16 protein-coding genes are annotated in these 23,294 nt (G+C 45.7%); 3 read left to right on the top strand and 13 right to left on the bottom strand.

Annotated features, from left to right (window positions below):
- Positions 1-852: a glycosyltransferase gene (locus tag B4B27_RS06800; RefSeq protein ID WP_290724974.1), complete on the top strand. Its 852-nt coding sequence runs from the start codon at positions 1-3 to the stop codon at positions 850-852.
- Here B4B27_RS06800 and B4B27_RS06795 read toward each other — a convergent pair.
- The 10 genes from B4B27_RS06795 to B4B27_RS06750 form a co-directional block, all read right to left on the bottom strand.
- Complete coding sequence (locus B4B27_RS06795) at positions 824-1,696, bottom strand: glycosyltransferase family 2 protein (protein WP_290724972.1); 873 nt, start codon at positions 1,694-1,696, stop codon at positions 824-826. The genes B4B27_RS06800 and B4B27_RS06795 overlap by 29 nt on opposite strands.
- A 3-nt stretch (positions 1,697-1,699) precedes the next feature.
- Positions 1,700-3,034: an ATP-binding protein gene (locus B4B27_RS06790; RefSeq protein ID WP_290724970.1), complete on the bottom strand. Its 1,335-nt coding sequence runs from the start codon at positions 3,032-3,034 to the stop codon at positions 1,700-1,702.
- A gap of 86 nt (positions 3,035-3,120) precedes the next feature.
- The gene (locus B4B27_RS06785; RefSeq protein WP_290724968.1) at positions 3,121-3,897 is read right to left on the bottom strand and encodes a hypothetical protein; all 777 of its coding nucleotides are present in this window, start codon (positions 3,895-3,897) and stop codon (positions 3,121-3,123) included.
- On the bottom strand, positions 3,894-5,585 hold the full coding sequence (locus tag B4B27_RS06780) for a hypothetical protein (RefSeq protein WP_290724966.1): 1,692 nt from the start codon (positions 5,583-5,585) through the stop codon (positions 3,894-3,896). The genes B4B27_RS06785 and B4B27_RS06780 overlap by 4 nt, the downstream gene beginning before the upstream one ends.
- A 32-nt stretch (positions 5,586-5,617) precedes the next feature.
- Positions 5,618-6,667, bottom strand: a complete 1,050-nt coding sequence (locus B4B27_RS06775; RefSeq protein WP_290724964.1) for an acyltransferase family protein — start codon at positions 6,665-6,667, stop codon at positions 5,618-5,620.
- A 10-nt stretch (positions 6,668-6,677) separates the two neighbouring features.
- Positions 6,678-8,792: a hypothetical protein gene (locus tag B4B27_RS06770; RefSeq protein WP_290724962.1), complete on the bottom strand. Its 2,115-nt coding sequence runs from the start codon at positions 8,790-8,792 to the stop codon at positions 6,678-6,680.
- Positions 8,789-10,795, bottom strand: a complete 2,007-nt coding sequence (locus tag B4B27_RS06765) for a hypothetical protein (protein ID WP_290724960.1) — start codon at positions 10,793-10,795, stop codon at positions 8,789-8,791. The genes B4B27_RS06770 and B4B27_RS06765 overlap by 4 nt, the downstream gene beginning before the upstream one ends.
- Positions 10,792-12,954 carry a hypothetical protein gene (locus B4B27_RS06760; protein ID WP_290724958.1) on the bottom strand — a complete coding sequence of 721 codons (2,163 nt, stop codon included), beginning with the start codon at positions 12,952-12,954 and terminating at the stop codon, positions 10,792-10,794. Before B4B27_RS06760 ends, B4B27_RS06765 begins: the two co-directional genes overlap by 4 nt.
- 132 nt (positions 12,955-13,086) lie before the next feature.
- Positions 13,087-13,563: a type IV pilin protein gene (locus tag B4B27_RS06755; RefSeq protein ID WP_290724956.1), complete on the bottom strand. Its 477-nt coding sequence runs from the start codon at positions 13,561-13,563 to the stop codon at positions 13,087-13,089.
- Between the two features lie 604 nt (positions 13,564-14,167).
- The gene (locus B4B27_RS06750) at positions 14,168-15,067 is read right to left on the bottom strand and encodes an Rpn family recombination-promoting nuclease/putative transposase (protein ID WP_290724954.1); all 900 of its coding nucleotides are present in this window, start codon (positions 15,065-15,067) and stop codon (positions 14,168-14,170) included.
- Positions 15,068-15,362: 295 nt separating this feature from the next.
- Between B4B27_RS06750 and B4B27_RS06745 the strand changes: the two genes are divergently transcribed.
- Positions 15,363-16,853: an ATP-binding protein gene (locus B4B27_RS06745; RefSeq protein ID WP_290724952.1), complete on the top strand. Its 1,491-nt coding sequence runs from the start codon at positions 15,363-15,365 to the stop codon at positions 16,851-16,853.
- A gap of 144 nt (positions 16,854-16,997) precedes the next feature.
- Positions 16,998-17,174: a hypothetical protein gene (locus B4B27_RS06740; protein ID WP_290724950.1), complete on the top strand. Its 177-nt coding sequence runs from the start codon at positions 16,998-17,000 to the stop codon at positions 17,172-17,174.
- A 250-nt stretch (positions 17,175-17,424) separates the two neighbouring features.
- Here B4B27_RS06740 and B4B27_RS06735 read toward each other — a convergent pair whose 3' ends face one another.
- The 3 genes from B4B27_RS06735 to B4B27_RS06725 all read right to left on the bottom strand — a co-directional run bounded on the left by B4B27_RS06735 (position 17,425) and on the right by B4B27_RS06725 (position 23,182).
- A complete protein-coding gene (locus B4B27_RS06735) occupies positions 17,425-18,225 on the bottom strand; it encodes an Rpn family recombination-promoting nuclease/putative transposase (protein ID WP_290724948.1) in 801 nt (266 codons plus the stop codon).
- A 281-nt stretch (positions 18,226-18,506) separates the two neighbouring features.
- Positions 18,507-19,418: an Rpn family recombination-promoting nuclease/putative transposase gene (locus tag B4B27_RS06730; RefSeq protein ID WP_290724946.1), complete on the bottom strand. Its 912-nt coding sequence runs from the start codon at positions 19,416-19,418 to the stop codon at positions 18,507-18,509.
- Between the two features lie 266 nt (positions 19,419-19,684).
- Positions 19,685-23,182 carry a glycoside hydrolase family 2 TIM barrel-domain containing protein gene (locus B4B27_RS06725; protein ID WP_290724945.1) on the bottom strand — a complete coding sequence of 1,166 codons (3,498 nt, stop codon included), beginning with the start codon at positions 23,180-23,182 and terminating at the stop codon, positions 19,685-19,687.
- Between the last annotated feature and the right edge of the window lie 112 nt (positions 23,183-23,294).

The following is a 23,294-nucleotide window of genomic DNA, read 5'->3' as shown; positions in this document are numbered from 1 at the left end:
ATGGGTCAAGCCTTCAGAATACTCGCCACCATTGTCACATTCAACCCAGACATTTCATCCCTTACAAAAAACCTTGATAAAATTTCAAGACAAGTTGACGCTGTTCTTTTATTTGACAACAATTCAAACAACCAAGAAGAAATCAAGAACAAATCATTCGCACAAAACATAAAAGCCTTTTTCAACAGTCAGAATCAAGGTCTCCCCATCAACTACAATCGAGCAATTCAATATGGACTTAAAAATGGCTTTGACTATTTACTCATTCTCGATCAAGACTCTGTTTTTGATGACAATTTCTTAACGGAATACCGGAAAAACATTTCTGACAACTCTATATGCCTCGTTCCTCTTCTTGTGCATAGTAATAAAAACTACAACGATTCCTATTCCACAAGAACCAAAGGTGAAACAGAATCCGTTTTAAGGTCAATCAACTCAGGAATGCTCCTAAACCTAAAAGCGCTTCCTGTACAATTGCGCTTCGATGAGGACCTATTCATCGACTGCGTTGATTTTGATTTCTTTGAAAAAATACGCAAACTCGATTTTAAGGTCTTGCGGGTAAATTCAGCCAAACTGCACATCAGCCTCGGTAACATCAGTCGGATTGGTCCTTTCTTTCTTTACAATTATTCCCCGTTCAGGCTTGAAAAACAGACGCGGGACAGAGTTATATTCCTCCGCAAGCATCCGATTTCAGCATTTTCTCTTTGGCTGTTCCTTTTCACCATCTTCTGCGACACTAAAGCCGTATTATTCGAAAAGAAACGGATCAGAAAAATAAAAGCGATAGCGAAAGGATTCAAAGAAGGGCTATTTTTCAGGATGTCTTCCCATCAAAATCCCTAGAATATATTTTTAGACTTTTTAGGCAGTTCTTTACTCTGAAAAGCCTTTTCTTTCGTTGTTGCAGAATACTCGCCTTTCGATTTTCCACTTCGTTGTGAAAAATTCGAATTGTAGGATTAAACCTAGTTTTCAAGTTATTGAATATGCACCTTGCAAACAAGAATTCTTCTTCGCAGTACATGAACGTTCTGTCATCAAGACCGTCGAATTGTCCAATGTATTCTGGAGAGAAAATCAAAAAGCTCCCATGAACTTCCACATTATTCATGGCAGAACGTTCTTGTGTTGACACACTCCGAGGATTTTTTTTCAGCAAGCTGGAAAATGCCGGTGAAATGAACAGGAACGAGGCCAGCAGATCCATCCATAAATAAGCCCTCGTCAACTTCAATCTAAAGCCACGAAGCATTTTCAGCCTAAGAGGATTCTGTTCTTTCCCCACAGGCGTACGGATACTGGGCCCTAGCACGGCAAACTTTTCGCTTGAATAATCCTGTTCTACTAGCGCAAAGAAATCTGCAGATTCAATTACGGCATCGTTGTTCATCAAGACAATAAAGTCTGCCTTCAGTTCATTCTTTGCATATTTAAAGCCGACATTGTTGCCCCTTGCGAATCCGAGATTTTCTTCATTGTGGATGTAGTAGAAATCCGGTAAAGATTCAATCTGTTTCTTGACCTGTTCTCCAGTTCCATTTGGCGATGCATTGTCCACGACTATCACGGACAAGTTACGCCCGCCCCTATCTAGGGAGCGAATCGATTCGATAGCCTCCATGGTGACGGTTGCGTCACCATAATGGAGGATTACAAATGCGTAATGGATTATCTTGGGAATGGACATAACTTAAAAATCCACCCCCGATAGATATCTCTTTAGTAGAAATGCGCAAAAATACGGGAAGGTGTATATATTGTTCTGGAAACCGATGTTCCCGGCAATGAACTTAATCCCCGTTGTTATGTCCGGGTAAGCATCGCTCTTGACCAATGTCGATAGCGATTTTGCTGTTCCTGCCTTCGCCTTGACTTCGACCGGTACGAGCGTTTTTTTCGTTCGCACAAAAAAGTCCTGCTCCAGCGTAGAGTTCTCTTTCTTGTAATAGAAAAGCTCGTAACCCTGCTTGTTCAAAATCTCGGCAACGATATTTTCGTATAAGGCCCCCTTGTACACATTCATATTCCGGTTTGCGCGAAGGTCTTCCTGAGATTCGTCGTCGAGGTTCGCGACAAGGAGCCCCGTATCCTTGAAATAAATCTTGTACTTTGTTTCTTCGAAATTCCCCCTTAGCGGGAGTTCCGGCGTATGCAGGCAATGGCAGAGATTCACCATGCCAGCATCGTCAAGCCATTCGATACAGCCCCAATAGTCCTTGAACTTTGCCCCACTCGCCACCTTGGAAATCTGGAACTTCTTGTTTTCTTTTGCCAACTGCACAGGGATGCTGTTGAACACGTTGAGCACTCTGGTCTTGTCTATCCCTTCGACATACTTCTTTATATCTTCTTTGTAATCCGCGATAAGGGCGCGCTGGAGCGCAAGCGTCCCCTCGAATGTTCCCTTTTCGACAAAAGAGCGCACCACTTCGGGCATTCCCCCGAGGAGGCAATAGTCCATGAACAGACCGCCAAAAACGTTCATGTCCGTTTGGTTAAATGGCGTTACCGACCGCATGTGCGACAAAAGATCATTGACCACATCCGAACCATACCCCGTGGCCCACAGGAATTCCTCGAAATCCATCGACTGCATCTGGAATTCCGACTTGTAGCCAACACTGTTGCTCTCTATACGCTTGTAATTGATCCCCAGCATGGAGCCGCTGCAAATCACATCGAACCGACCATCTATGCAGAACGACTTGAGCGATGTCGCGATTTCAGGATAGTCCTGAATCTCGTCGAAAAGGATAAGAGTTTTCCCTGGTACAAATTTCTTTTCTGAATCAATGCGAGAAATATTCCTGATGACATCTTGTACGGTGTAGCCATCTTCGCAGATGGTCTTGTACTTTTTCTCCAACACAAAGTTTATGTTGACAAAATTCTCGTAATTTGCAGCAAAATGCTTGATGGATTCCGTCTTCCCTATCTGACGGGCCCCTTTGACAATCAGAGGTTTCCTATCGGCGGATTTTTTCCATTCTAGCAAGAAATCATCTAGTTTGCGTTTCAGGTACATGCTTTAAATATACATTCTTTTCTAAAAAATGAGCGAGTTTTAGTTAGTTTTTTACTAAAAAATGAGCGAGTTTTCAGAAAATTATACTAAAATATGACAGCAGGAACCCAATGGGCAAAGCTTTCGCGGCGGATTTTGGGGTCACCGAGGATGGGGCGGTGTGTTCCCTGCACTATAAAGCGGGCTTCGGGGTGCCTGCGGGCCACGTCGGCTATAAGGCGCAACGTGGCGTGCAGCTTGGCACGGTCGCCGTCGCGAGAGTCCTGCGTTGTCCAGGCGACGTTCTTCACGGGGCTCGCCGAATCGCCCGCCACGGCAGTGAGCAAGGAATCGAGCGTTGCCGCCATCACGCTGTCGGGGCACTTCTGGCAGAACACCCGCACGCCGTAACCCAGCGAATCGATGTACAGGTTACGCCCGTATTCCAGCGAGTCCCCCCCGAACAAGTACACACCATCGTGCGGGCGAGTGCTGTCGCCGGGAATGCGCAGCTCCGCAAATTCCGCATGACGGGTACGGTTCGCAAGCCTGCGACGTAGAAAGTCCTTGTGCGGCAAATCCTTAAAAATCTCAAAGTCTTTGGCAAGCAAACTTTCGTCAAACGGGACGCCCCAGGCATCCACAAGGATGGCGACGGTTACTCGCGAAGAATCCGCGAACAGGCCAATCAATTTTCTACTATCAAACTGTTCGTACTTGGAAATGTATTCCTCCGTCAGCGAATCCTCATCTATAAATGGTTGCATATGCCAAGGTTTTTCGGGCATCTTTATGAACTGCGACTTTGTCAAGTACGAGAACGTCACGGCGAACACGAACAGCACCAAAAACACAGCCAGACTTATCTTATGCAAAGAGGTCATTGCGCACCTCCTTCGCTACGATACTTCACCAGCCGCAAATCACCGAATCTCTCGACAGGTTGGATTACAACCGAATCATGATAGTGCACTTTATGGAACTGGTCAAACCTGTGCAGCGTATCCGTTTCCAGAACATACACATTATCCCTGGTCAAGTCACCAATGGGGTTCTGCACGCCCCGCTCTGCAAGTTCTTTTTTTATCCCCGGCAAGTTGATGTTCCAATAACCGAACGAGAATATGTTCCCCCAACTTCGCGGTGCCACAGCCCTGTAGGCAGGGTCTTTATAGGTGGCCAAATATTTGTAGTCATTAAAATAAAGCATGAACACATCGTCCGGATGGTCTTTCGTGTACTTTTCAAAAGCTTTCCAATCGTTGGACATCTCCGGAGTTCCGAACAAAAACCGATTGTTTCCATAATCCCTCTGATTCGCCATCGCCAAGACAAAAGCTCCAGCAGCCAGGGCAAAAAGAAGTACGGGAAAAGCCTTCATCTTTTTACCCTTGTCAAAGTCAATTTTTCGCATAAACGGGATGGCACACACAATTGCATAAAGCCATATACCCGATTCCACATGATAGACGACCCTATTCAAAAGCAGCAGATAACCAAGGCACAGGCAAATCAGCCCAAGGGAGCCCCACGTATACCAGCCAGCCCTTCTGGGGGCAAAATAGAAGAACACAAAACAAAACAAGGCCCAGCACCAGGCATTCGTCTTGAAGAAGGAATTCGCGACGACAAAGAATAACGCCCCAGGCATTCTCGCGGAGTTCGGTTGATACCGGTTCCTGTTCACCACATCAACAAAGGGTCTGAGGCTATCCAGCGAAAACACTTCGGTATCATAAAAGATCCAGGACCTCAAATACCTGTAGTCCCTCCCCTGCATTTGACGTTCTTCCAGTTCGTCGTAAACGGCATCGTCGTCGTAATCTGCACCATCTCCGAACGTAGCTCGGCTCCACTGGTAATTACGGTAGTAGGAATACTCGTCATTTTCGAATAAACTGTTGTTAAAAGACTGCAACGCATAATACGCAAGGAATACTGCCAGCAAGGCTCCAACGACAGGCTTATAGACTCGTCGGCATTCTACAATGCTCAGAGCGAGAACAGCGAACAAGAAAGGCACGCCCAGCAAGAACCCTTCCTTACGGAAAACAATTCCCGCGACAAAGAATGGTATCGAGAGTAGCAAAAGCTTCCAACGTCTTTCAGAGTTGCCAAAGTAAAGTAACAATATTCCCGCCGACATAGAGACCGCCGCACATTGTGTAAAGGCAAGCTGCAAGTAATAGTCCGGCACAAGGCCCGCCAACAAAATGCAAGATAGGGCCAATCCGATTTTTCCCGGAATCCGTTTCAATAAGAAATATGTAAAGACAACAAACGAAGCAAAAACAGAGAGCAACTCAAAAACAAAGTACCAGCCCACACCAGGCAAAAGCCAATAAAAAGGCCTCAAGAAATAAGCATAGGCGCCATTCACGAAAAGCGTATGCGGGTCAAATTCGCCACCATACGCCCCCGTAATCACGGTAGACATGATATAGTCATCCAGCGAGCCAAAATGAATGCCGCCAATCCCTAGACAAAGGAGCAAAAAAAACAGATTCAAGCAAAGTGCAGAAACAAAAAGCCTTTGCGTGAAGAATTGTTTTGACTCTTCAACAAGATTCATAGTTTATTCAGCCTTAATCAAATTTAAATGTGTTACAACTCTGCCCTTATCTGAAAAACTCTTTCACGCAATGGTTTTATCTTTAGAAGAATAAGCGCAAATACAAATGTAATCAACAATCGAGTCAAAACTAAGAAAATATCTCGATATTCAATCGGAATATAACAATTCGCCGTAAAAAAGGACCAATTATTAAGATTCTCATCCATCGCATGAACACAATAAACAACCAAACTATAACGCCCCCAAAAATGAATTACATTACAAAATAAAGAATCTTTACAATAAAAAACATTTGCAAGCTTAAACATTGCGAAAAAAGCTCCTAATGCCCCCAGCAATCCAAAAACATAGCCCGATGGATACCAAAAAAGAGCAATATCTATACCACCTTGCCACCAACTATAAAGCCAACAAATTCCTAAAAACGGGAAAAATTTGATTGCATTTATGGATTCCAGCAATTTGTATTGATTCAATAGATAACCAACATAAATAAAACCTGCCGCAGACAATCCCAACGGAATACAATAGGGAATAAAGTAGTTTTCTCCTAGAAAATTACCTAGCAGACCAAGAATAATGAATAAAACACAAAGGACCTTCATAGATCGGATTTTGCCTATAAGAACGACAACCATGCAACGACCCCAAAACATTGCCCAAACGAACCAAAATGTCATGATTGTACCATCTATCCAATCCGGGGCAGAATCACCTTTAAAGCCCAATAAAAATTTAACAACAAAACCTTTTATATAAGATGTATCAAACCATGCATTTTTCAAACAATTTCTAATCACAATAATTACAAGCACACAAACAGATGAAAAAATATATGGAACAATAAGTCTTTTTAAACTTAAAAGCATTTCCTTATTCAATGGTCTAATCTTTAAGAAGTAACCTGTTATAAAAAAGAATAGGGGCATATGAAAAGAAAAGATAAAGGCGCGCAGAGGGCCAACATTGCAATGTCCCATTATCACAAAAATAATTGCAATTCCTTTTAAGACATCAAAAATATCATCACGGGAATCATCTTGTATTAAAAGAAATGATTTCAATCCAATTCCATTCATATTCTCAAGCCTATTTTACAGAAGAACATCCATAGAGATATACAATCTGGTTACACCCAACCATAGTAGAATCTTCTTTTACAAATGGCAAAGAGCGTCTGTCCGTTACCAAATGAGAAACTTCTTTTCTCCCACAAAGGAAAACAGTCCGATCTATCAAAGTATCCGTATCTGCAATTTTTTTTATTATGTCTGCGTAGGTGTAGTACTTCAAAGACCCCGAATCAATCGATTTCTTATAAAGAAGGTGTGATCGTTCCAAAGCCATCCTAAAATGATTTCGGTTAAAAAGACCTCCGATTATACTCGATTTTGACAGATAACTGCCCGAAAAAAATTGAAGTCTTGGTTCAGACTCATAATCGCCCGAAACATCAAAAAGAATCTTTCCTCTTTCTGTTATTTGTGGAAAAATCGGTTTGTGTAAATATTGGTCTAATTGTGCCTCTTTTTTCAGCAAAGAAAAACCTGTACTATAGTTGGCAAAAGATACTATACAACATGCGACAAACCATACGCCAAGCCCCCAAAATGATTTTCTTTTCGATAAACAAAGGAACAAAAAAAATGCGGCTGTTGTAAAGCAAATTTTTAAAAATTTTACTGGCATTCCGTCAACTAAAGTCATTCTTCTTGCTTCGGTATCAAACAACCCATCAAATGCAATTAAGCACACAATCGCAACCACTCCGCCTAAATATTTTAGCCTATTTTCTTTTGGACAAAAAAACATAAACAATGGAAGAATTGGAAGCAACATGAAACGAGACAAAACAATAGACACGAGCATTAGCGCAGCAGAAATAATACTTTTTTTCTTAAAAAAACACACAGCAAATGCAGTTAAAAAAAACAACTGATACAACAACAAAGAATCCCTAATACGGCAAAGTTTCAAATAATTAAATCCCAAAAATGAAGGAAAACCCTGTAAGCACCAAGTAAAATACTGTTGTACGAGATATTCTATCACAAAAAAAACAACAAAAGTCAAAGTAAACCCCTTTAACGAAATTGTTGCCGGCTGTTTCAAAAAAAGAGCTATCGCAAAAACAGAACATATAATAAGGTTTGTTGGCGCCAAAAAAGAAATAATCAATACCGTCAACCCCAAATCATGGGTTGTAAAACATTTTTTCTTTATGAACTTTCTAAATAAATCCTTGACAATGCATAAGCCTAGTGGTGCCGCAATAATCGAAGGTACCCATGCGGCCCTCCATGGCTGCACCTGATACAACAAAACATGTTCGCCAATTCCACCCCATATATTCCAGTAAAACGCTATTGCCATTAATAAAAATAATGAAAACGAAATCTTTCTAATCCGTTCATCAAAAGACCATTTTGCGAGTATTCCAAAAAAAGAAAGCAAAACAAAAGACTTTGAAAAAAACATATAATCAGGCACAAATTCTAAGGGGCGTTCCAGCCAGTCTTTTGATATGAAATCGAACACTCCAACATGAAAAAAACAAGATAGTGGGAAAAACAGCGAAACTAGTATAACGGGAAATCTTGTTATGGGAAAGAAGTAAAACAGCCAAAAAGGAAGACACCATCCAGCAGTAAGCGGGTGAATTACAGTTCCCACAACAATAAATAATAGACTCAACAATCTCTTTTGAAAAAAGATAAGTGCCAGCGCTCCCATTCCCAATACAATCGATAGGGAACGAGAGCATGCGTACGTTGAGACATAATTAAAAAATTGTATTTTAGAGAATGCCATCCCATGGGCAAAGAAAAAAACTAAGAGAACCGTCACAGGCAAAATCCAAAAACGCTGTCTTGTAAAACGCAGTAAAGATTTTACAAGGCAAACCACAGCCATAATCCACCCCAGATGCATCAAGAATGTATAGACGAATGCGCCTTTTGCGACACCAAAGCATTCAAGAAAGAAACCTAAAATTGGTGAAAAGAAGCCTAACGAATCTTGATTCCCAAATACAAATGCCGGATCGCCCAAAAAACGACTTGGATCTATAGAGTAGACGTACTGAGTCACGTATAATATGGCATCAAAAACAACACCATCGTAACGAAACACGCCCAAAAAGAGCGGCACCGCAAATAAAAAAGGCAGATATTTGTTTTTTAGTATATAGATATAAGAATTCATTTTATACACTCATACAAATAAACATACTTATTTTTTTCTGACAAATAAACAGAATCCCGTTTGTGCAATGCCATTTCGGCATAATCCGTGACAAAATGAGTAATTTCCCCTATTTTGCACAAATAACGGACCCTGGCAAGCAGTGTATCTGGATTTGCGTACACCTTCGCAATTCTTCTTGTGTAGTCACCCCATTCGCCCAAGATTGTATCCCCTAAAAGCAAAGCATTTTTGCGGAAACGGCCCTCCACAAACTGCCCTTTATAAAACAACTCTCCGATATTTATTGTTTCGTCGGCATATGTACCCGTCAAGAATTTAAATCGAGATTGCAACGGAAATTCTGCGTTTTCCACAAAGAGAATTTTTCCACGGTCTTCTACTTGGGGAAACACCGCCTCTTCAAAAAAAGCATCCATCTGGCGTTCATCCGCAATTCTCAATTCGCTTCGAACATCCCACTTGGCAACATCCCAAATAACAGACAACGCAATCAAGAGCACAAAAGGTATACAAAGCCATTTTTGCCTAGATTTATTATTCCATAAAAAAATCCATAAAGTCAAAATAAAAACAAGCAAAAAGAAAACAGCGCACGGCAAACTAGAATCGAGTAATGGAGAAGCCTGCAATGCCGACAAGTATTCTACAAAAGAAATAACTATTGCTGTAGCAGCCAGCAAATCCTTAAACAATCCCTTTATCGAAGGAATCAAGTAAAAGATAATCGCTATCATCGGAAGGATTGTAAAGCATCCATCAAACAAAGAAATCCCAAACGCAACGGCCAACCAAAATCTACGTTCTGCCAAACAAATCAGCGCAAGAACGCTCAAAAAAAACTTATGAACAGGCAAAAGGTATTGCGGCAAGTCCATAAGATAAACCGCAATCTTCATATTCCCGACATTTTGTTCCAAAGCTAATTGGACCAGATTCCCCAAAAAAGCAGAAATCACAAAGAAAGCCAACATCAGTCCGAATACAAACCGAACAAACCCATGCTTTCCAATCAACCAGTTGGAGAATCGCGATGGTTCTCGGAATAATTCCAACAAACACAATACCGCTACAGGTATCATCGGAACAAAGCCCCACCACAGCACACGATAAGGCTGCGTCTGAACCAAGAGCTGATGACGCAAGCCTATTCCCACATATTGCCAGAAAACACCAACAAGGCTAAGTATAAAGACAATGACGGCGAACCTAGAAACCTCAACATTTCTGCAAAATTTCCATGCACACCACCAAAAGACAAGAAGCCCCGCATAGATTATAGCGTCTTCACCAGTCGGAGTAAAAGGAATGCTTTTCCCAAACCAGTCCTCCGAGAAAAAATCAAGACGCCATACATGCAGAAATCCGGTCAAAGGAACAAGCAACGCCGCTACAGCCACCAGCAAACGGAATTTAGGGAAATGGAACAACATCCAAAGAGGAATCCCCCATCCACCCATTAGCGGATGCAAAACCGAAGCCAGCAAAAACATTACCAGTGAAACATATCGATTCTTAGACCAAAGAAAAGCCAATCCTAGCAAGATGAATACTTCTGCCGCAAATCGAGCAACCAGAATGTGATCAATAATCGGGAAATAAGTTCCACTGCCATACTGCTTATTGGTCAACACAACAATGCACGCAACAAAGGAAGGCAAAGCCCATGCCGAATGGTTCCATCGTCTAGTCCATCGCACGAACAATGTAATTGCAGCAAGCCCCCATAAAAGTTCTATAAAAAAAATGGCAACCATTCCTCCATGATTGACACCAAACAATTTAAAAAAGACAACTAGTAACGGAGAAAAAACAGTAAAGTTATCCTGGTTCCCGAACATGAACGGGACATCGTTTACAAAGCGTTCCGGATATAGAAAATGGACTACCTGCAAAAGGTATCGGCCAGCATCTTCAAAATAACCGAAATAACGGAACAGCACAAAGAAAAAGGCTAATCCAGCCGTGTAGACAAACCATCTCTTTTTAAGCAGTTCAATCATTTTGAGCAACCATAAAGCCAAACAAATTTCTGTTTCACATCAAGATAGACAGAATCCTGCTTGGGCAGGGGCATATTTGCATAATCAGTAGCAAAATGCGTTATTTCTCCAGCTCCACATAAATAATGAACACGAGAAAGAAGTGTGTCAGGATTGTGATACACACTAATTATTCTCTCATTAAACATGTGCACCCTATTTTCTTGTAAAGTTTCCGTAAGCAAAGCGTTTCTGCGCCGATTAGACTCCAAATATTGTTCTTTATAAAAAACTTCTCCCACATAAATGGAGGCATCCGCATAGGCCCCTGTCATAAAGTTAATCCTGGATTGTTTTGGATTTTCATAATCAACCGTAAAAAGCATTTTTCCACGATCCTTTACCTGTGGAAATATTGGCACATCGAAGAAAGCATCCATCTGACGTTCATTTATAATTATAGACTCATTTCTCGCATCCCACCGGTAAACATCCCACATAGAAAAAGAGACAAGCAAAGCAATCAACGGTGCAACCATTTTTTTTGTACCCAAACATTCTTTTAAATTCACAAAAAAATATACAACAATAAATAAAGCTACAAACATCAAAATACTCGTCAACGCTCCTCCCTCCAAGGGTAATTTTTCCATAGAATTGAATCTATACAGCGAACCCAGTAATTCAAAGAAAGAATAAGAGAAAGAAAAAGCCAATAAAAACCTTTTCGGCATCATACCCAAATTAGGAACGACACAAAGAATCAATCCAACTATAGGAAGTAATTTCAACGAGGCACAACAAAATGCTATTGAAAAGAGCAACACATATCCATATTTCTTTTGAAACAAACATGCTAATATGACAGCAATCAACACAAACATTCTTACAACAGCCAAATAACTTGGCAGGTCAAACCATGTTGCAGCCAAACCAGCATCTCCCATACCTTGTTCTATAGCCAACTGAATATAGTTGCAAACAACCGAATCAAAAATCAACAACACAAGACCCATAAAGAACAAAAAATTAACCCAATGGGAACGAACGACAAATCCATTTTTATCACCAACTGATGAGAAACACATTACTACAACAACAGTCAACAACGTTAGCCACATATAGCGAATCGCGGGACACAAATCCATCCACTCTGCTCCCGCAATCGCAAACAAGCCCAAAATAAAGCTAGCGTAATCACGAAAAACAAGGTTGCCAGCACTCTTCATACAATTCCGAACAAAGATTGCGAAAACCGGCACCACGGGAAGCATACACAACCACTGTGCTCTAAATGGCTGCGCTTGATACAAAAGAAGGTGTTCCGTATATGAACCCGCGAACTGCAAATAAAAACCTATCAGAGAAGTCCAAAACATGCTTATGGAAAAAGCAGAAAGAACTCCACCCTTAAAATGACGATATATCATCAACCAAAAAGCTAAGAGACAAGAATACGTAATGAATTCGTCCAAACCTGGACTAATGTACAAGGGCCTCCAGTCATCTGGATAAAAATCTAAACGTCCGACGTGCAAGAATCCTGTCAGCGGAAATAGTAGCGACAAAACTATTATGGGCAGTTTAATTCTCGGGAAAAAGATGAACAGCCATAAAAGTAGAGCCCACCCCCCCATTAACGGATGCATAAGCACAGAAAAAATAAAGAAAACTAACGACACATATTTATTCTTGTCGTAAATAAAAACAAGCCCAGCAACCATCAAAACACAAGACAACACCCTTGCTACAAGATACGACTCAAACAAAGGCAAATAAAAAGATCCCGAGCCATATGTTTTATTTGCCATTAGTATGAACAGAGCAAATAAAATCGGCATTCGCCATTGTTCTGTATTAAACTTTTTGGACCATTTACAAACAAAAGCTATAAGAGCCACTCCAAATGCGAGGAAAGTAAAAAAGGTAGCCGCCATCCCGCCAACATTCACACCCAAAACTTTAAAAAAAACTGCTATTACGGGAGAATAAATGCTGAACGAATCCTGGTTGCCAAACATAAAAGGTACGTCGTCTACAAAGCGTTCAGGTTGTAAATAGTTCATCACTTGCAATAAGTAAATAGCGGCATCCTTATCAAAACCTTTATAATGAACTAGTGAGAAAAAGAATACCAATCCCAAACTATAAAGCAGTCCCATTCGCCCTACATTCTTCATAACAGGATCCATTATGAGCGTAAGCCCTCAAAAAGTAAAGAGTTTAATCGTAAAAATAAACGATTATTTTATAAAACTAAAAAAAAGGGGAGCCCAAGGACTCACCCTTATAACACTTATATAGCGAAAAGATTACTGGTAGTTGTTAGCCAACGCTGCAAAAGACGGGGTAAGACCCAAACAAAGGTCGTCATCAGCCGTGGCAGCAAGCTTCATGCCACTCTGTCCCTGGGCGTTAGAGGAAGCATCAACAAGAGTAGCCGTAAGAGTCCACTTCTTGCCGACCACGCATTCGTTCAACTTAGCCTTGTTGCTGGCATTCCATGTAGCGTCCTCGCCAAAGTAGGCGAAATTTTCGCTTTCATAGCTACCAGAATTTTTTCTCTGTCCCGGACCGGTGTATCCAATCATATTCCAGTCACCGGTTTTGTTTGATTCCGTCACGTAAGCATCCTGGAGGTTGACCCAGGTTCCTGCGGCGGTCGGGACTTCAGAGGCCTTGGACTTGGCGATCATGCCGAACAGCTTGGGAACTGCGACGGCGGCGAGGATGCCCATGATCACGATCACGACCATCAATTCAATGAGGGTAAAACCTTGTTTCTTCATAGTGTACTCCTTGTTGTTTGTGACACACTTGTTTGAGTCCCGGCCCGGAATTGAGCGTTCGACTCGTTTACTTCCCTAATATACACAATTTTTTTCGGAAAAGCAATAGTTTTGTCAAACTTTTGTCATTTTTGTGTCATAACAACCTGGAGCAGACGCAAAAATTGCTTTTTTCGACCAAAATCGCCGTTTTAGGGGTGTTTCGGATGCTTACAATTATAGATTTTTTTCGCAAAAAAGGGGACTTCCGCCGAAATTTTATATTCCAATGTGGAATAAATCACACCCCTTTTGTCACGGTTTTGTCATTTGGCCCAAGCAAAAGAAACGCGGCGTGACAAAAGAAATTTAAGAGGTCTAAATGCCGTTTTTGAAGTAAATTCGGCAATTTTCTCTTAAAAAAAGCTTAAAACCTCTTAAATTTTCGACAAACCTCTTAAAATTAAGAGGTTTTCATTTCGATAAGACCCATTTCTTAGACGCGTTATACCTAATTCGTCCCGCCATTCTGAGACTAGAACAGCGCATTATGGATAAAATAATTTTTTAAAGAAACGCGGCGACCGCTCAGCGGCCGCCACCAACTGTTTCTTTATATGAATACCTACAGTTTACCGAGGTCGCGGAGCATCTTTTCGTACTTGTCGGCACGAGCCTTTTCTGCGTCAGCCTGCTTCTGAATTTTGTCAGCACGAGCTTCTGCCGCGTCTGCCTGCTTCTGAATTTCGTCAGCACGATCCTTCGCCTCGAAATAACGCCTTTCAGCATCATTTGCACGATCCCTTGCCTCGAAAAAGCGCTTCTCTGCATCATTTGCACGCTGGCGTTCCTGGTCTACGGCGATGTCGATTTCCTGCTGCCAAGTCATATAGCGTTTCCTCGTTTCGTTGTCCGTCTGGTACCACTTCACCATCCTGTCAATCTTCTTGGTTTCTGGAGAACTCGGTTTCCTGGTGGCGAAATACTCCATATACTCCCTGATCGATTTCTCGGCGACGTCGCGGTACTTATTGAATATATAAAAATTTTTGAAGCAGAGGTCACCCAGTTCGATTTCCGGGTTGTCGACATCGAGATTCTTGAACCTATAAACGGCTTTTCCCTGTCCGAAAATGTCCTCGGGACACAGGAACATGATGTATAGTTCCTTCAGGTTGTAGTATACCTCGCCCTTGTTCAGCGACTCGCTATCGCACATCGCCTGGTAATAGCGCGTCCGCTTGGGGATTTCCTTGGTATCTTCCATCTGCATCTCGATATCGAAACTGCGGAGTGTCTCGCCACCGGGACCAGTTTCCTTCACAAAGACGTCGTAGCGGATTCCCTTGTAGAACGGGCTTACTTCGACTGTCTTTTCGGGCTCGGGATCCCGAAGTTCGTGTATCTTGATGCCAAGAACTGCTTCGAGGAAGGGTTTGGCGATTTCCTTGTGACTGAACACCATGGCGAACATGAAACGGTCCGTGATGGGGAGCTGTTCAAAGGGTATGCGTTTGTTTTCCATTTTTCCGTTTTATGGCGGGAACGCCCCCGCAAAGGCGGATAGAGATGGCCCTATCTATACTATAAAACGGTTTCGCAGCGAAAATGAGCCAAAAGGGGCGTGAAAATTTTGTTTACACAAGGTGGCGCGGGGCCCCCGCGCCTATTTTGCCGAATAAGAACGAGTCGGTTCGCACACCATACTTCACAAAACAAGTTCACTTGATGGTATTCGCCAACTTGTTGGCAAATTTAGCCAAATAGTTGGTTAATTTCACAAAACAGTTGGCAAAATCAAGCAACAACTTGGCAAACTATTGCTTTTTGTTGGCAAACTTTATATATTACCACAAGAATACCAACAACCGGCGAAACATTATATGCAAGAAAAAGACCTAAAAAGCCTTGTCAAGCAAATTCTGTCAAACAAGTGCGAGTCCCAGCACATCGAGCTGAAAGCTGCTCACGAGGGTTGCCCCAAGCGTTTATACGACACACTGTCGTCTTTTTCGAATCAAGACGAAGGAGGCACAATCATCTTCGGCATTGACGAAAAGCAGGATTACAAAATCGTTGGCGTTTACGACGCCCAAGACATTCAAAAGAAGATTAACGAACAAAGTAAAGAGATGGAGCCATGCGTGCGCCCCCTTTTTACAATTTGTTCAATCGGTCAAAAAAAGATCGTATCTGCAGAAATCCCTGGCGTAGAGGTTTTCCACCGGCCTGTCTTCTACAAAGGCATGGGACGGACAAAAGGCTCCTTTGTCCGTGTCGGCGATTCGGATGAGCCAATGAGCGAATACGAAGTGTACAGCTACGAGGCGTTTCGCAGACACATCCGCGACGATGCCCGAGCCATTACCGAAGCGCCTCTTGACACCCTAAACAAGGCCGATGTCGAAAACTATGTTCGGCTATGCAAGAGGGAGCACAAGAATCTTTCTGAGAACGTTAGCAGCGAAGAGATTTTGGAACTAATGGGAGTAATTCATTCCGGTGCGCCCACGGTAGCAGGAATTCTTTCGTTTTCAAAATACCCGCAAGGTTTTTTGCCCCAGCTCTGCATCACCGCAGTGCGGGTTCCCGGCAACGAAATGGGCGACCTCGGTGCGACCGGCGAAAGGTTTATCGACAACGCAAGGCTGACCGGGACCATCCCGCAAATGCTAGAAGATGCAATTTCGTTCGTCCAAAAGAACAGCCGTCACAAGACGGTCATTGACAAAAACGGGAAACGCACAGACAAAGAAGAATATCCGTCTATCGCAGTACGCGAGGTTGTCCTGAACGCGCTGGTTCATCGCGATTATAGCGTCTATTCCGAAAACACCCCCGTTCGAATTGAAATGTACGACAACCGGCTACAAGTCATAAACAGCGGAGGATTGTACGGGAAAACCACGCTAAGCAATCTTGGCAAAATCAGGCCGGACACAAGGAACGCAGTATTAGCAAACATCCTCGAGATTCTAAAAATTACCGAGAACCGCTACTCGGGCATCCCGACCATACAAAAGGAAATGCAAGAGGCGGGATTGCCTCCAGCCGAGTTTTCTGTTCGTCACGGAGAATTCTACGCAACACTATATAACTCGGTGAACCAGCCCGAATATTCCGGCAAGCCCGCCGACATTCTGGCCTTCTGTTCCGTACCAAGAAGCCGGGCAGAGTTGCAGGGTTTTACAGGAATGTCACAGTTCTATACCATGAGCCACATTGTCCAGCCGCTGTTGGAAAGCGGCGCGCTGAAGCTGACCCTCCCCGAAAAACCAAAGAGCAGCAAGCAGCGGTATGTAAAGGGCTGAATATAAACGTCCCGGGAGTCCCTTGTTTCCGCAGTGTAAAATCGAGAATCCGTGGCTCGTGACTGCTTTTCGGCCATCCGACAGCCTGCCCGGCCCAAGTTTTCTCGACTAATATGATATTAGATGTTAAATTAGTCAAGAATTTTGATTAATGGAACGTTTTTGCGCCGCAAGCAAGGCGCGATTTCGCTGATTTTTCAAAAATTGGGGATTAAACGGGGCTATTTTGCGGGTTTCAATCCCCAGTTTTCAGAACAAAGTAACATGAAAATCAAAAAATCGAACCGCAAGTCCGGCGGAAAAGTTCATTTTGGGGATTGAATTGTTTTTTTTCGCGTTTTTCATCCCCACCTAGAACCCCAAACGGCGCTCTAGATTACATACAAATTATAAAATTGGGGATTAAACCCAATGTTTTCCGGGCGTTCAATCCCCAATTTCACGGTTTTGTCATTTGATGGCGAGAGCCGCGTCCACTTTTTCAGCAGGAACGCCAATGGAACGGAGGTATTCCGCAATCCTAGCCTCACGGGCGGCGTTCTTTTCGCGTTCTTTCTGTGCTCCAAGCTTTTTACCGCGACGAAGGCCGTTGCGCTCCGCAGCACGGCGGCGGTCGCCGGCAGTAACAATCCCCAGTGCCTGTCCTATACTCATGCGCATACGCAACTCCTCTACGACGTTTTCGTCGATGTACTCTCCTAAAAACCTTCAAGCCGAGAGCAGCGGAAATGCTTGCATTTCCATTGCCGAGGCGAAGGGTTTTCTGCAAATATAGTTCAATTTTTTCGACAAGGGTAGCCCTCGATTCATTTTCCATCTTCGAGAGCATCCGAACAATTTGTTTCACGACACCTTTCAACTTTTCACCATCGAACGCGTACTTCATCACCAGTGCACCAACGGCTGCTTCAATGTTCTTTTCGGCAAAACACTTGCTGTCGGGAATATCGGCAAGGTTCACAAGGACACATTCAAAAGGCAATTCGCGACCGTTGAACTCGCCCCTGAACTTCGCACGAAATTCTGCCATAGGGTCCCAGTCCTTCTGGCCATTGTAGATAATCTTGCGGTAGGACTTATGTTCAAGAAGAATACCCACGAAGATTTCGGGACCGTTCTTGAGACTCGCCTTGAAGGCGAGATCGGCCTCGCCCCACTCCTTCACATTGCTGTAGTTACCGGGAATGAGTTCAAGGGTCTGCATATCGACTGACGCAAGCATCCTGCGGAGTTCGGGGTTCCGGTACTGCGCAAGCCGCAGGAGGGTACGAGCATTCTCAGGAACAGCATAGATGTAACGGAAGAAGGGATCGTGCTTACGACGCACGGGCGCCTTCGGTTCTTTTTTCAAATCGGCTTTGTTCACAGCCATTTTATGGTCCTTTTGCGCGGCAATGCGACCGCTTCGCGGACAGGGGTTCCCCTATCTACTATATAAAACGGTTTCGCGGCGAAAATAAGCCAAACAGGGCGTGAAAATTTTGTTTACACAAAAAGATCCCCACCTTGGTGGCCATGCGCACTAAACAACAAGTTGTTAAGTGCTGTCCGCCCGGTCAAGCCGGGGATGACGAGAATGGTCGCGGGGATGACGAATCAGGGATTAAGCGCACTGAGTTCTGTCTTGGAATTTATTCTATTTATGCTACAGGTTCACTTGTTCGCAAGCTCTGCAAGCATCGCCTTCGCCTCGGCAATCTTTTCGGGAGGAAGCTTCATCGCCTTCATGACGTTGATTGCATCGGCATGGCCATCGGTTTTGCCTTCCGCACGTGCGTGCTTCTTCTCGACGTACAGTTCGTAGTTGCGGTCACTCATGCTCATCGCCTCGCTTACAAGAAATTCCTCTGTAAAAATACACAATTTCGCTTTTTCATGCAAGAGGGCGAACAGGGACCCCTCCGGTACGGGCACCGGCTGCTCCTTGTTTATGCCGTCGATCACGCGGAGCCACTGTGCGAGCATGCTGTTGTCCGATTCGTAGCCGCTTTTCAAGAACTTGGGAATTTCGACAAGCGTAATCGTCTGCTTCTTGTAGAATTCCTCGTTGTCCTGATTCTTGAGGCGCACGTGGTGCCTGTAGTTGCTCGATTCGGGGAAACCGTTGAACATCTGGAGGCTCACGATGTCCAGGTTGCGCAGATTGTAGTCGTTGCCCCTGCCGCGGCTCGCGACCGTATGCTTCGCTGCGTAGAAGACGAGCCGGTCAGTGAATGTCCCGTCATTCACATGCTGGACCTCGAGCACGATGCGGTCCTGGTTCCTGTCGTGCATCACGATATCCGAGGTGATTTCCTTGCTGAATGCGCTCGGAACCGCAGGATTTTCAAAGGTAATGTGCTCGATGCAGTCGCTCCCGTAGAGGTCAAGGACTGCGTTGAGAAAATCTACCGTCATCCGCTCGTTTTCCGGATTCCCGAAAAGAATCTTGAAAATCGAATCGTTGTAGACGTAGACATACGTGTATTTTTCGCGATATTTCGCGATGCAGGCGGAAACATCGCCGCCATTTTTATTTGTCTCGTTGATGTCGGCAAGCATGGCCGCATACTGTTTCTTATTCATTTTTCCATTTCGTAGCGGGAACGCCCCCGCGATGGCGGATAGAGAGAAAATCCCCTATCTATATACAAGAACGGCCGAAACGGGAAAATGTTCCAAAAATGCCAAAAAATTTTTCTTTACGCAAAAAGATCCTCGCCTACGCGAGGATGACGAGAATGGGCGCGAGGATGACGAGAATGGGCGCGGGGATGACGAGAATGGGCGCGGGGATGACGACAAACGCCCCGGCAAAACCGGAGCGTTTATGCTTTGGGGTGTGGAATTTCTTACTTCACGATAATGCGGAACACGGAGCCTGCATTGCCGCGGACGAGGTAGGAGCCTGCGCGCTTGACGGAGTTCTTGGTGAGCGCGCGGAGGTCTTCGACGCCGTGGGTCGTGAATTTCGCCACGAGGCGGCCCTGCATGTCGAACACGCTGTAGTTGCGTTCGTTCTCGGGGAGCAACACCATGGGGCGGCGCGGAATGTCGGTCTTGTCGCTCGGGCCGATATCGGCCGTTTCCGTAACGTCCTTCTCGGGCTGGTTCTCGTAAATCTCCTTAATTTCCTTCTGGCCATACGGTGCTGGCGGAAGGTCGTTCGTGCCAAAGTTGCGGAAACCGAGCAGCGAGTATTCGGTCGGGTCGTTCAGTTGCTTGCGGATAGGCGCAATGCGGAACTTGTGAGAGTATTCGCGGTTCGCATTCAGGCGGTATTCGTTGAGCGGTTCCGCACCCCAGCTGTTGATGCCGCCGAGGCCCATCTGACGCAGGTCGACACGCATCGTGATATCCTTGTTGCGCTTGAGTTCCCACGGAAGCTTGGTATCGGAAAGCTGTTCCGGAGTGTAGTGCTGCGCGTTGAATTCCATGCGCGGGGAGCCCACGACCATCACGCCCTTGCCCGATTTTTCGTTGGTGAGCGTCGCCCACTTCACGTCGGTGCGCTGGCCCGTTTCGCCGATTTCCATGTACATGACCGTCATGGAATCCACGAGAGTCGAGTAGATGCCCATGAAGCTGCCGCGGTTACGACCGATGTAGTTCTCGTCGGGGCCGCGACCGAAGTAGCGAACCTTTTCGTAGCCGCCCGGCACGGTGAATAGCGTACCCACGTTCGGGATGTAGCTCCTGGAGCCGTCCGGAGTAAATGAGTATTCCACCACGATATCGCCGCTGCCGTACACGTAGTAGGTCATCTTCATCTTGGAACTGCCCACGTCCGGGAAACTGAAGTTGAATGTCACCCGGGTTTCCTGCGGAGAGACTTCGTCGACTTCGGAGGTCACGTTGCGGCTCTTGCTCGCCTTGCGCCATTCGCCATGGCCACGTTCCATGTTGTAGCCCTTGTCGTTGTCGGTCGGGGCGCGCCAGAAGTTCGGGATACCGCCGTTCTTGATGATGGTATCGCCATCGAGAACATAGCTCGCAAGCGTACCCGCCTTCTCGTCGAAGGTAATCTTGAAGTCGGTTCCTTCGATGGTGAGGCCGCTCCCCCTAGAAACCCTGTGACCATCCAGAGTGCTGATATCCACTTCGGTAGACCAGAGCTGGCCCAGGTTGATGCCGAACTGTTCATGGGCGACGCTGTGACCCGCCTTGGCCCAGAGTTCATCCTTCTTCAGGCGGAAATCGATATCCAGGAAGTACTCGGCACCGATTGTCGTCTCGATATCCGGCATTTCGATGGTCACTTCCTTCTTCTGCAGAGGCCCGATATTCATCTGCGAGCCGCTCAGCTTGCCGTCCTTGATAACCTTGCCGTTCTCGCGAATCTGCCAGTAGGCATCGAGGAAGTCGCCGAGGTTCTTGAAGAGGTAGCGGCTCTCGATTTCGATCTTGCCCTTCGCGGCGTCGACGTTCTTCACGCGAAGCTGGCTATACTGGTACTTGACCTCCCACATTTCGGGCTGAATCTTTCTGTCCGGGAACACGAGGCCATTCGCGCAGAAGTTGTCGTCGTTCTGCCAGTCACCCCACATGCCGCCGAATTCCCAGTACGGAGTACCCTTGTGGTGCAGTCCCTGGTCGATGAAATCCCAGATGAAGCCGCCAAAAGCCCGCGGGTTGCCGTAGAAGGCATTCATGTATTCCTGAAGGTCGCCCACGGAGTTGCCCATGGCGTGTTCGTATTCGCAGAGCATCACGGGCTTGTTCGCATCCTTGTAACCGGCGATATAGTCGTAGCCCCAGTACATCTGGCTTGTCACGTCGGCATTGTTGTTGTCGCCTTCGTAGTGCACGTAGCGGGTAGAGTCGATTTCGTGGGCGCGTTGACGTTCGGAGGCAAATACGTTGCCGTTACCGGCCTCGTTGCCGAGCGACCACAGGATGATACACGGGTGGTTCTTGTCGCGCTGCACCATGCTGTTCAGGCGGTCCACCACCGGAGCGCGCCAGTCGTCGCTGCTCTTGGGCAGGTCGCCGTTTGCGCCGTGGCTTTCCACGTTCGCCTCGTCAATCACGTAAATACCGTACTTGTCGCAAAGGTCGTACATTACCGGGTTGTTCGGGTAGTGCGACATGCGGAGAGCGTTGATGTTGAACTGCTTCATCAGGATGATGTCCTGTTCCATGCGCTCGTAGTTCACTGCGCGTCCGTTATCCGGGTCGAGCTCGTGGCGGTTCACGCCGTGGAACTTGACCGGCATGCCGTTCACCAGCAGGCGCGGGGCTCCGTTGTCCTTCTTGATTTCGACCGTGCGGAAACCGATTTTGTTGCTTTCGACCTGGATTATCTTGCCCGCGTTATCCTTGATGGTGAGCACCGCCGTGTAGAGGTACGGCGTTTCTGCAGACCAGCGATTCGGCTTGGCATACGGGATTTCGAAATGCACGCTCTTTTCGCCACCGTTCGCGCCGATACCCGAGACCTTCTGCGCAGTCGGGGCAATCACTTCGCTGCCGGCGTCGTTGTAGAGCGAAAGTTCCACCGTATATTCGCCCGAAGAGGAACCCGTGGAGTTGTAAATCCAGGCAGTCGTCTTCAGCAAGCCGTCGGTATAGTTGTTCGTGAGCGTTGCGTCAATCTGGAAGTCCTGAATATGGACCTCGGGCACGGCGTAGATGTACACGTCACGCATGATGCCCGAAAGGCGGATGAAGTCCTGGTCTTCGAGCCAGGAGCCGTCGCACCAGCGGAACACCTGCACCGAGATGTTGTTCTCGCCCTTGCGCAGGTACTTGTTGATATCGAATTCGTGGCCCGTAAAGGTATCTTCGCTATAGCCCACGTAGTTGCCGTTCACCCACACGTAGTAGGCGGATTCCACGCCCTCGAAATGCAGGCGGATGCGCTTGCCGGCCCACTTGTCGGGCACGGTGAAGGTGCGGCGGTAGTGGCCCACCGGATTAAAGTCGGTCGGGGCGCCCGGAGCGGACACGCGGTTGTTCTGCGCCCACGGGTAAACCACGTTGGTGTAAATCGGGTGGTCGTAGCCGAGAATCTGCCAGGAACTCGGCACCGGGATTTCGTCCCAGCCGGACACGTCGTAGTTGTCCTTGTAGAAGTCGTTGTTGCGCTGGCTCGGCTTGTCTACGTGGTAGAATTTCCACTTGCCCGAAAGCGTCTGGTACCATTCGGATGCATGGCGGTCGCCCTTGACAGCCTCTTCCACCGTAGTGTAGGGCATCGAGGTCACGTGCGGGTTAAGCCGGTTCACGCCGAAAACGCGCGGTTTGCCGTTCCATTCGTCGTTCGGGCCGCTCTGCGCAAAAGCGGAGCCCGCAAGCGCGGCAAAAATGGCCGCACACGAAACAACCTTGGCTATTTGGGAATTCTTCATAACATCCTCTTTGTTTATTCTACACCATAAAGAAAAATACCCCTTTTTGAGGGGCATTTAAATGTCATTTCGGCAAGTTCCGTGGATATTTTATCAAGAGGGGATGGGCTTT

The organism is Fibrobacter sp. UBA2449 (genome assembly GCF_002342555.1).
Taxonomy (GTDB): Bacteria; Fibrobacterota; Fibrobacteria; order Fibrobacterales; family Fibrobacteraceae; genus Fibrobacter.
This window is presented reverse-complemented; position numbering and strand designations above follow the sequence as displayed.

What these genes read in the sequence shown, in the direction of transcription:
- B4B27_RS06800 (WP_290724974.1), top strand. Translation starts at nt 1, where the DNA reads ATGGGTCAAGCCTTCAGAATACTCGCCACCATTGTCACATTCAACCCA.
- B4B27_RS06795 (WP_290724972.1), bottom strand. Translation starts at nt 1,696, where the DNA reads ATGTCCATTCCCAAGATAATCCATTACGCATTTGTAATCCTCCATTAT.
- B4B27_RS06790 (WP_290724970.1), bottom strand. Translation starts at nt 3,034, where the DNA reads ATGTACCTGAAACGCAAACTAGATGATTTCTTGCTAGAATGGAAAAAA.
- B4B27_RS06785 (WP_290724968.1), bottom strand. Translation starts at nt 3,897, where the DNA reads ATGACCTCTTTGCATAAGATAAGTCTGGCTGTGTTTTTGGTGCTGTTC.
- B4B27_RS06780 (WP_290724966.1), bottom strand. Translation starts at nt 5,585, where the DNA reads ATGAATCTTGTTGAAGAGTCAAAACAATTCTTCACGCAAAGGCTTTTT.
- B4B27_RS06775 (WP_290724964.1), bottom strand. Translation starts at nt 6,667, where the DNA reads ATGAATGGAATTGGATTGAAATCATTTCTTTTAATACAAGATGATTCC.
- B4B27_RS06770 (WP_290724962.1), bottom strand. Translation starts at nt 8,792, where the DNA reads ATGAATTCTTATATCTATATACTAAAAAACAAATATCTGCCTTTTTTA.
- B4B27_RS06765 (WP_290724960.1), bottom strand. Translation starts at nt 10,795, where the DNA reads ATGATTGAACTGCTTAAAAAGAGATGGTTTGTCTACACGGCTGGATTA.
- B4B27_RS06760 (WP_290724958.1), bottom strand. Translation starts at nt 12,954, where the DNA reads ATGAAGAATGTAGGGCGAATGGGACTGCTTTATAGTTTGGGATTGGTA.
- B4B27_RS06755 (WP_290724956.1), bottom strand. Translation starts at nt 13,563, where the DNA reads ATGAAGAAACAAGGTTTTACCCTCATTGAATTGATGGTCGTGATCGTG.
- B4B27_RS06750 (WP_290724954.1), bottom strand. Translation starts at nt 15,067, where the DNA reads ATGGAAAACAAACGCATACCCTTTGAACAGCTCCCCATCACGGACCGT.
- B4B27_RS06735 (WP_290724948.1), bottom strand. Translation starts at nt 18,225, where the DNA reads ATGGCTGTGAACAAAGCCGATTTGAAAAAAGAACCGAAGGCGCCCGTG.
- B4B27_RS06730 (WP_290724946.1), bottom strand. Translation starts at nt 19,418, where the DNA reads ATGAATAAGAAACAGTATGCGGCCATGCTTGCCGACATCAACGAGACA.
- B4B27_RS06725 (WP_290724945.1), bottom strand. Translation starts at nt 23,182, where the DNA reads ATGAAGAATTCCCAAATAGCCAAGGTTGTTTCGTGTGCGGCCATTTTT.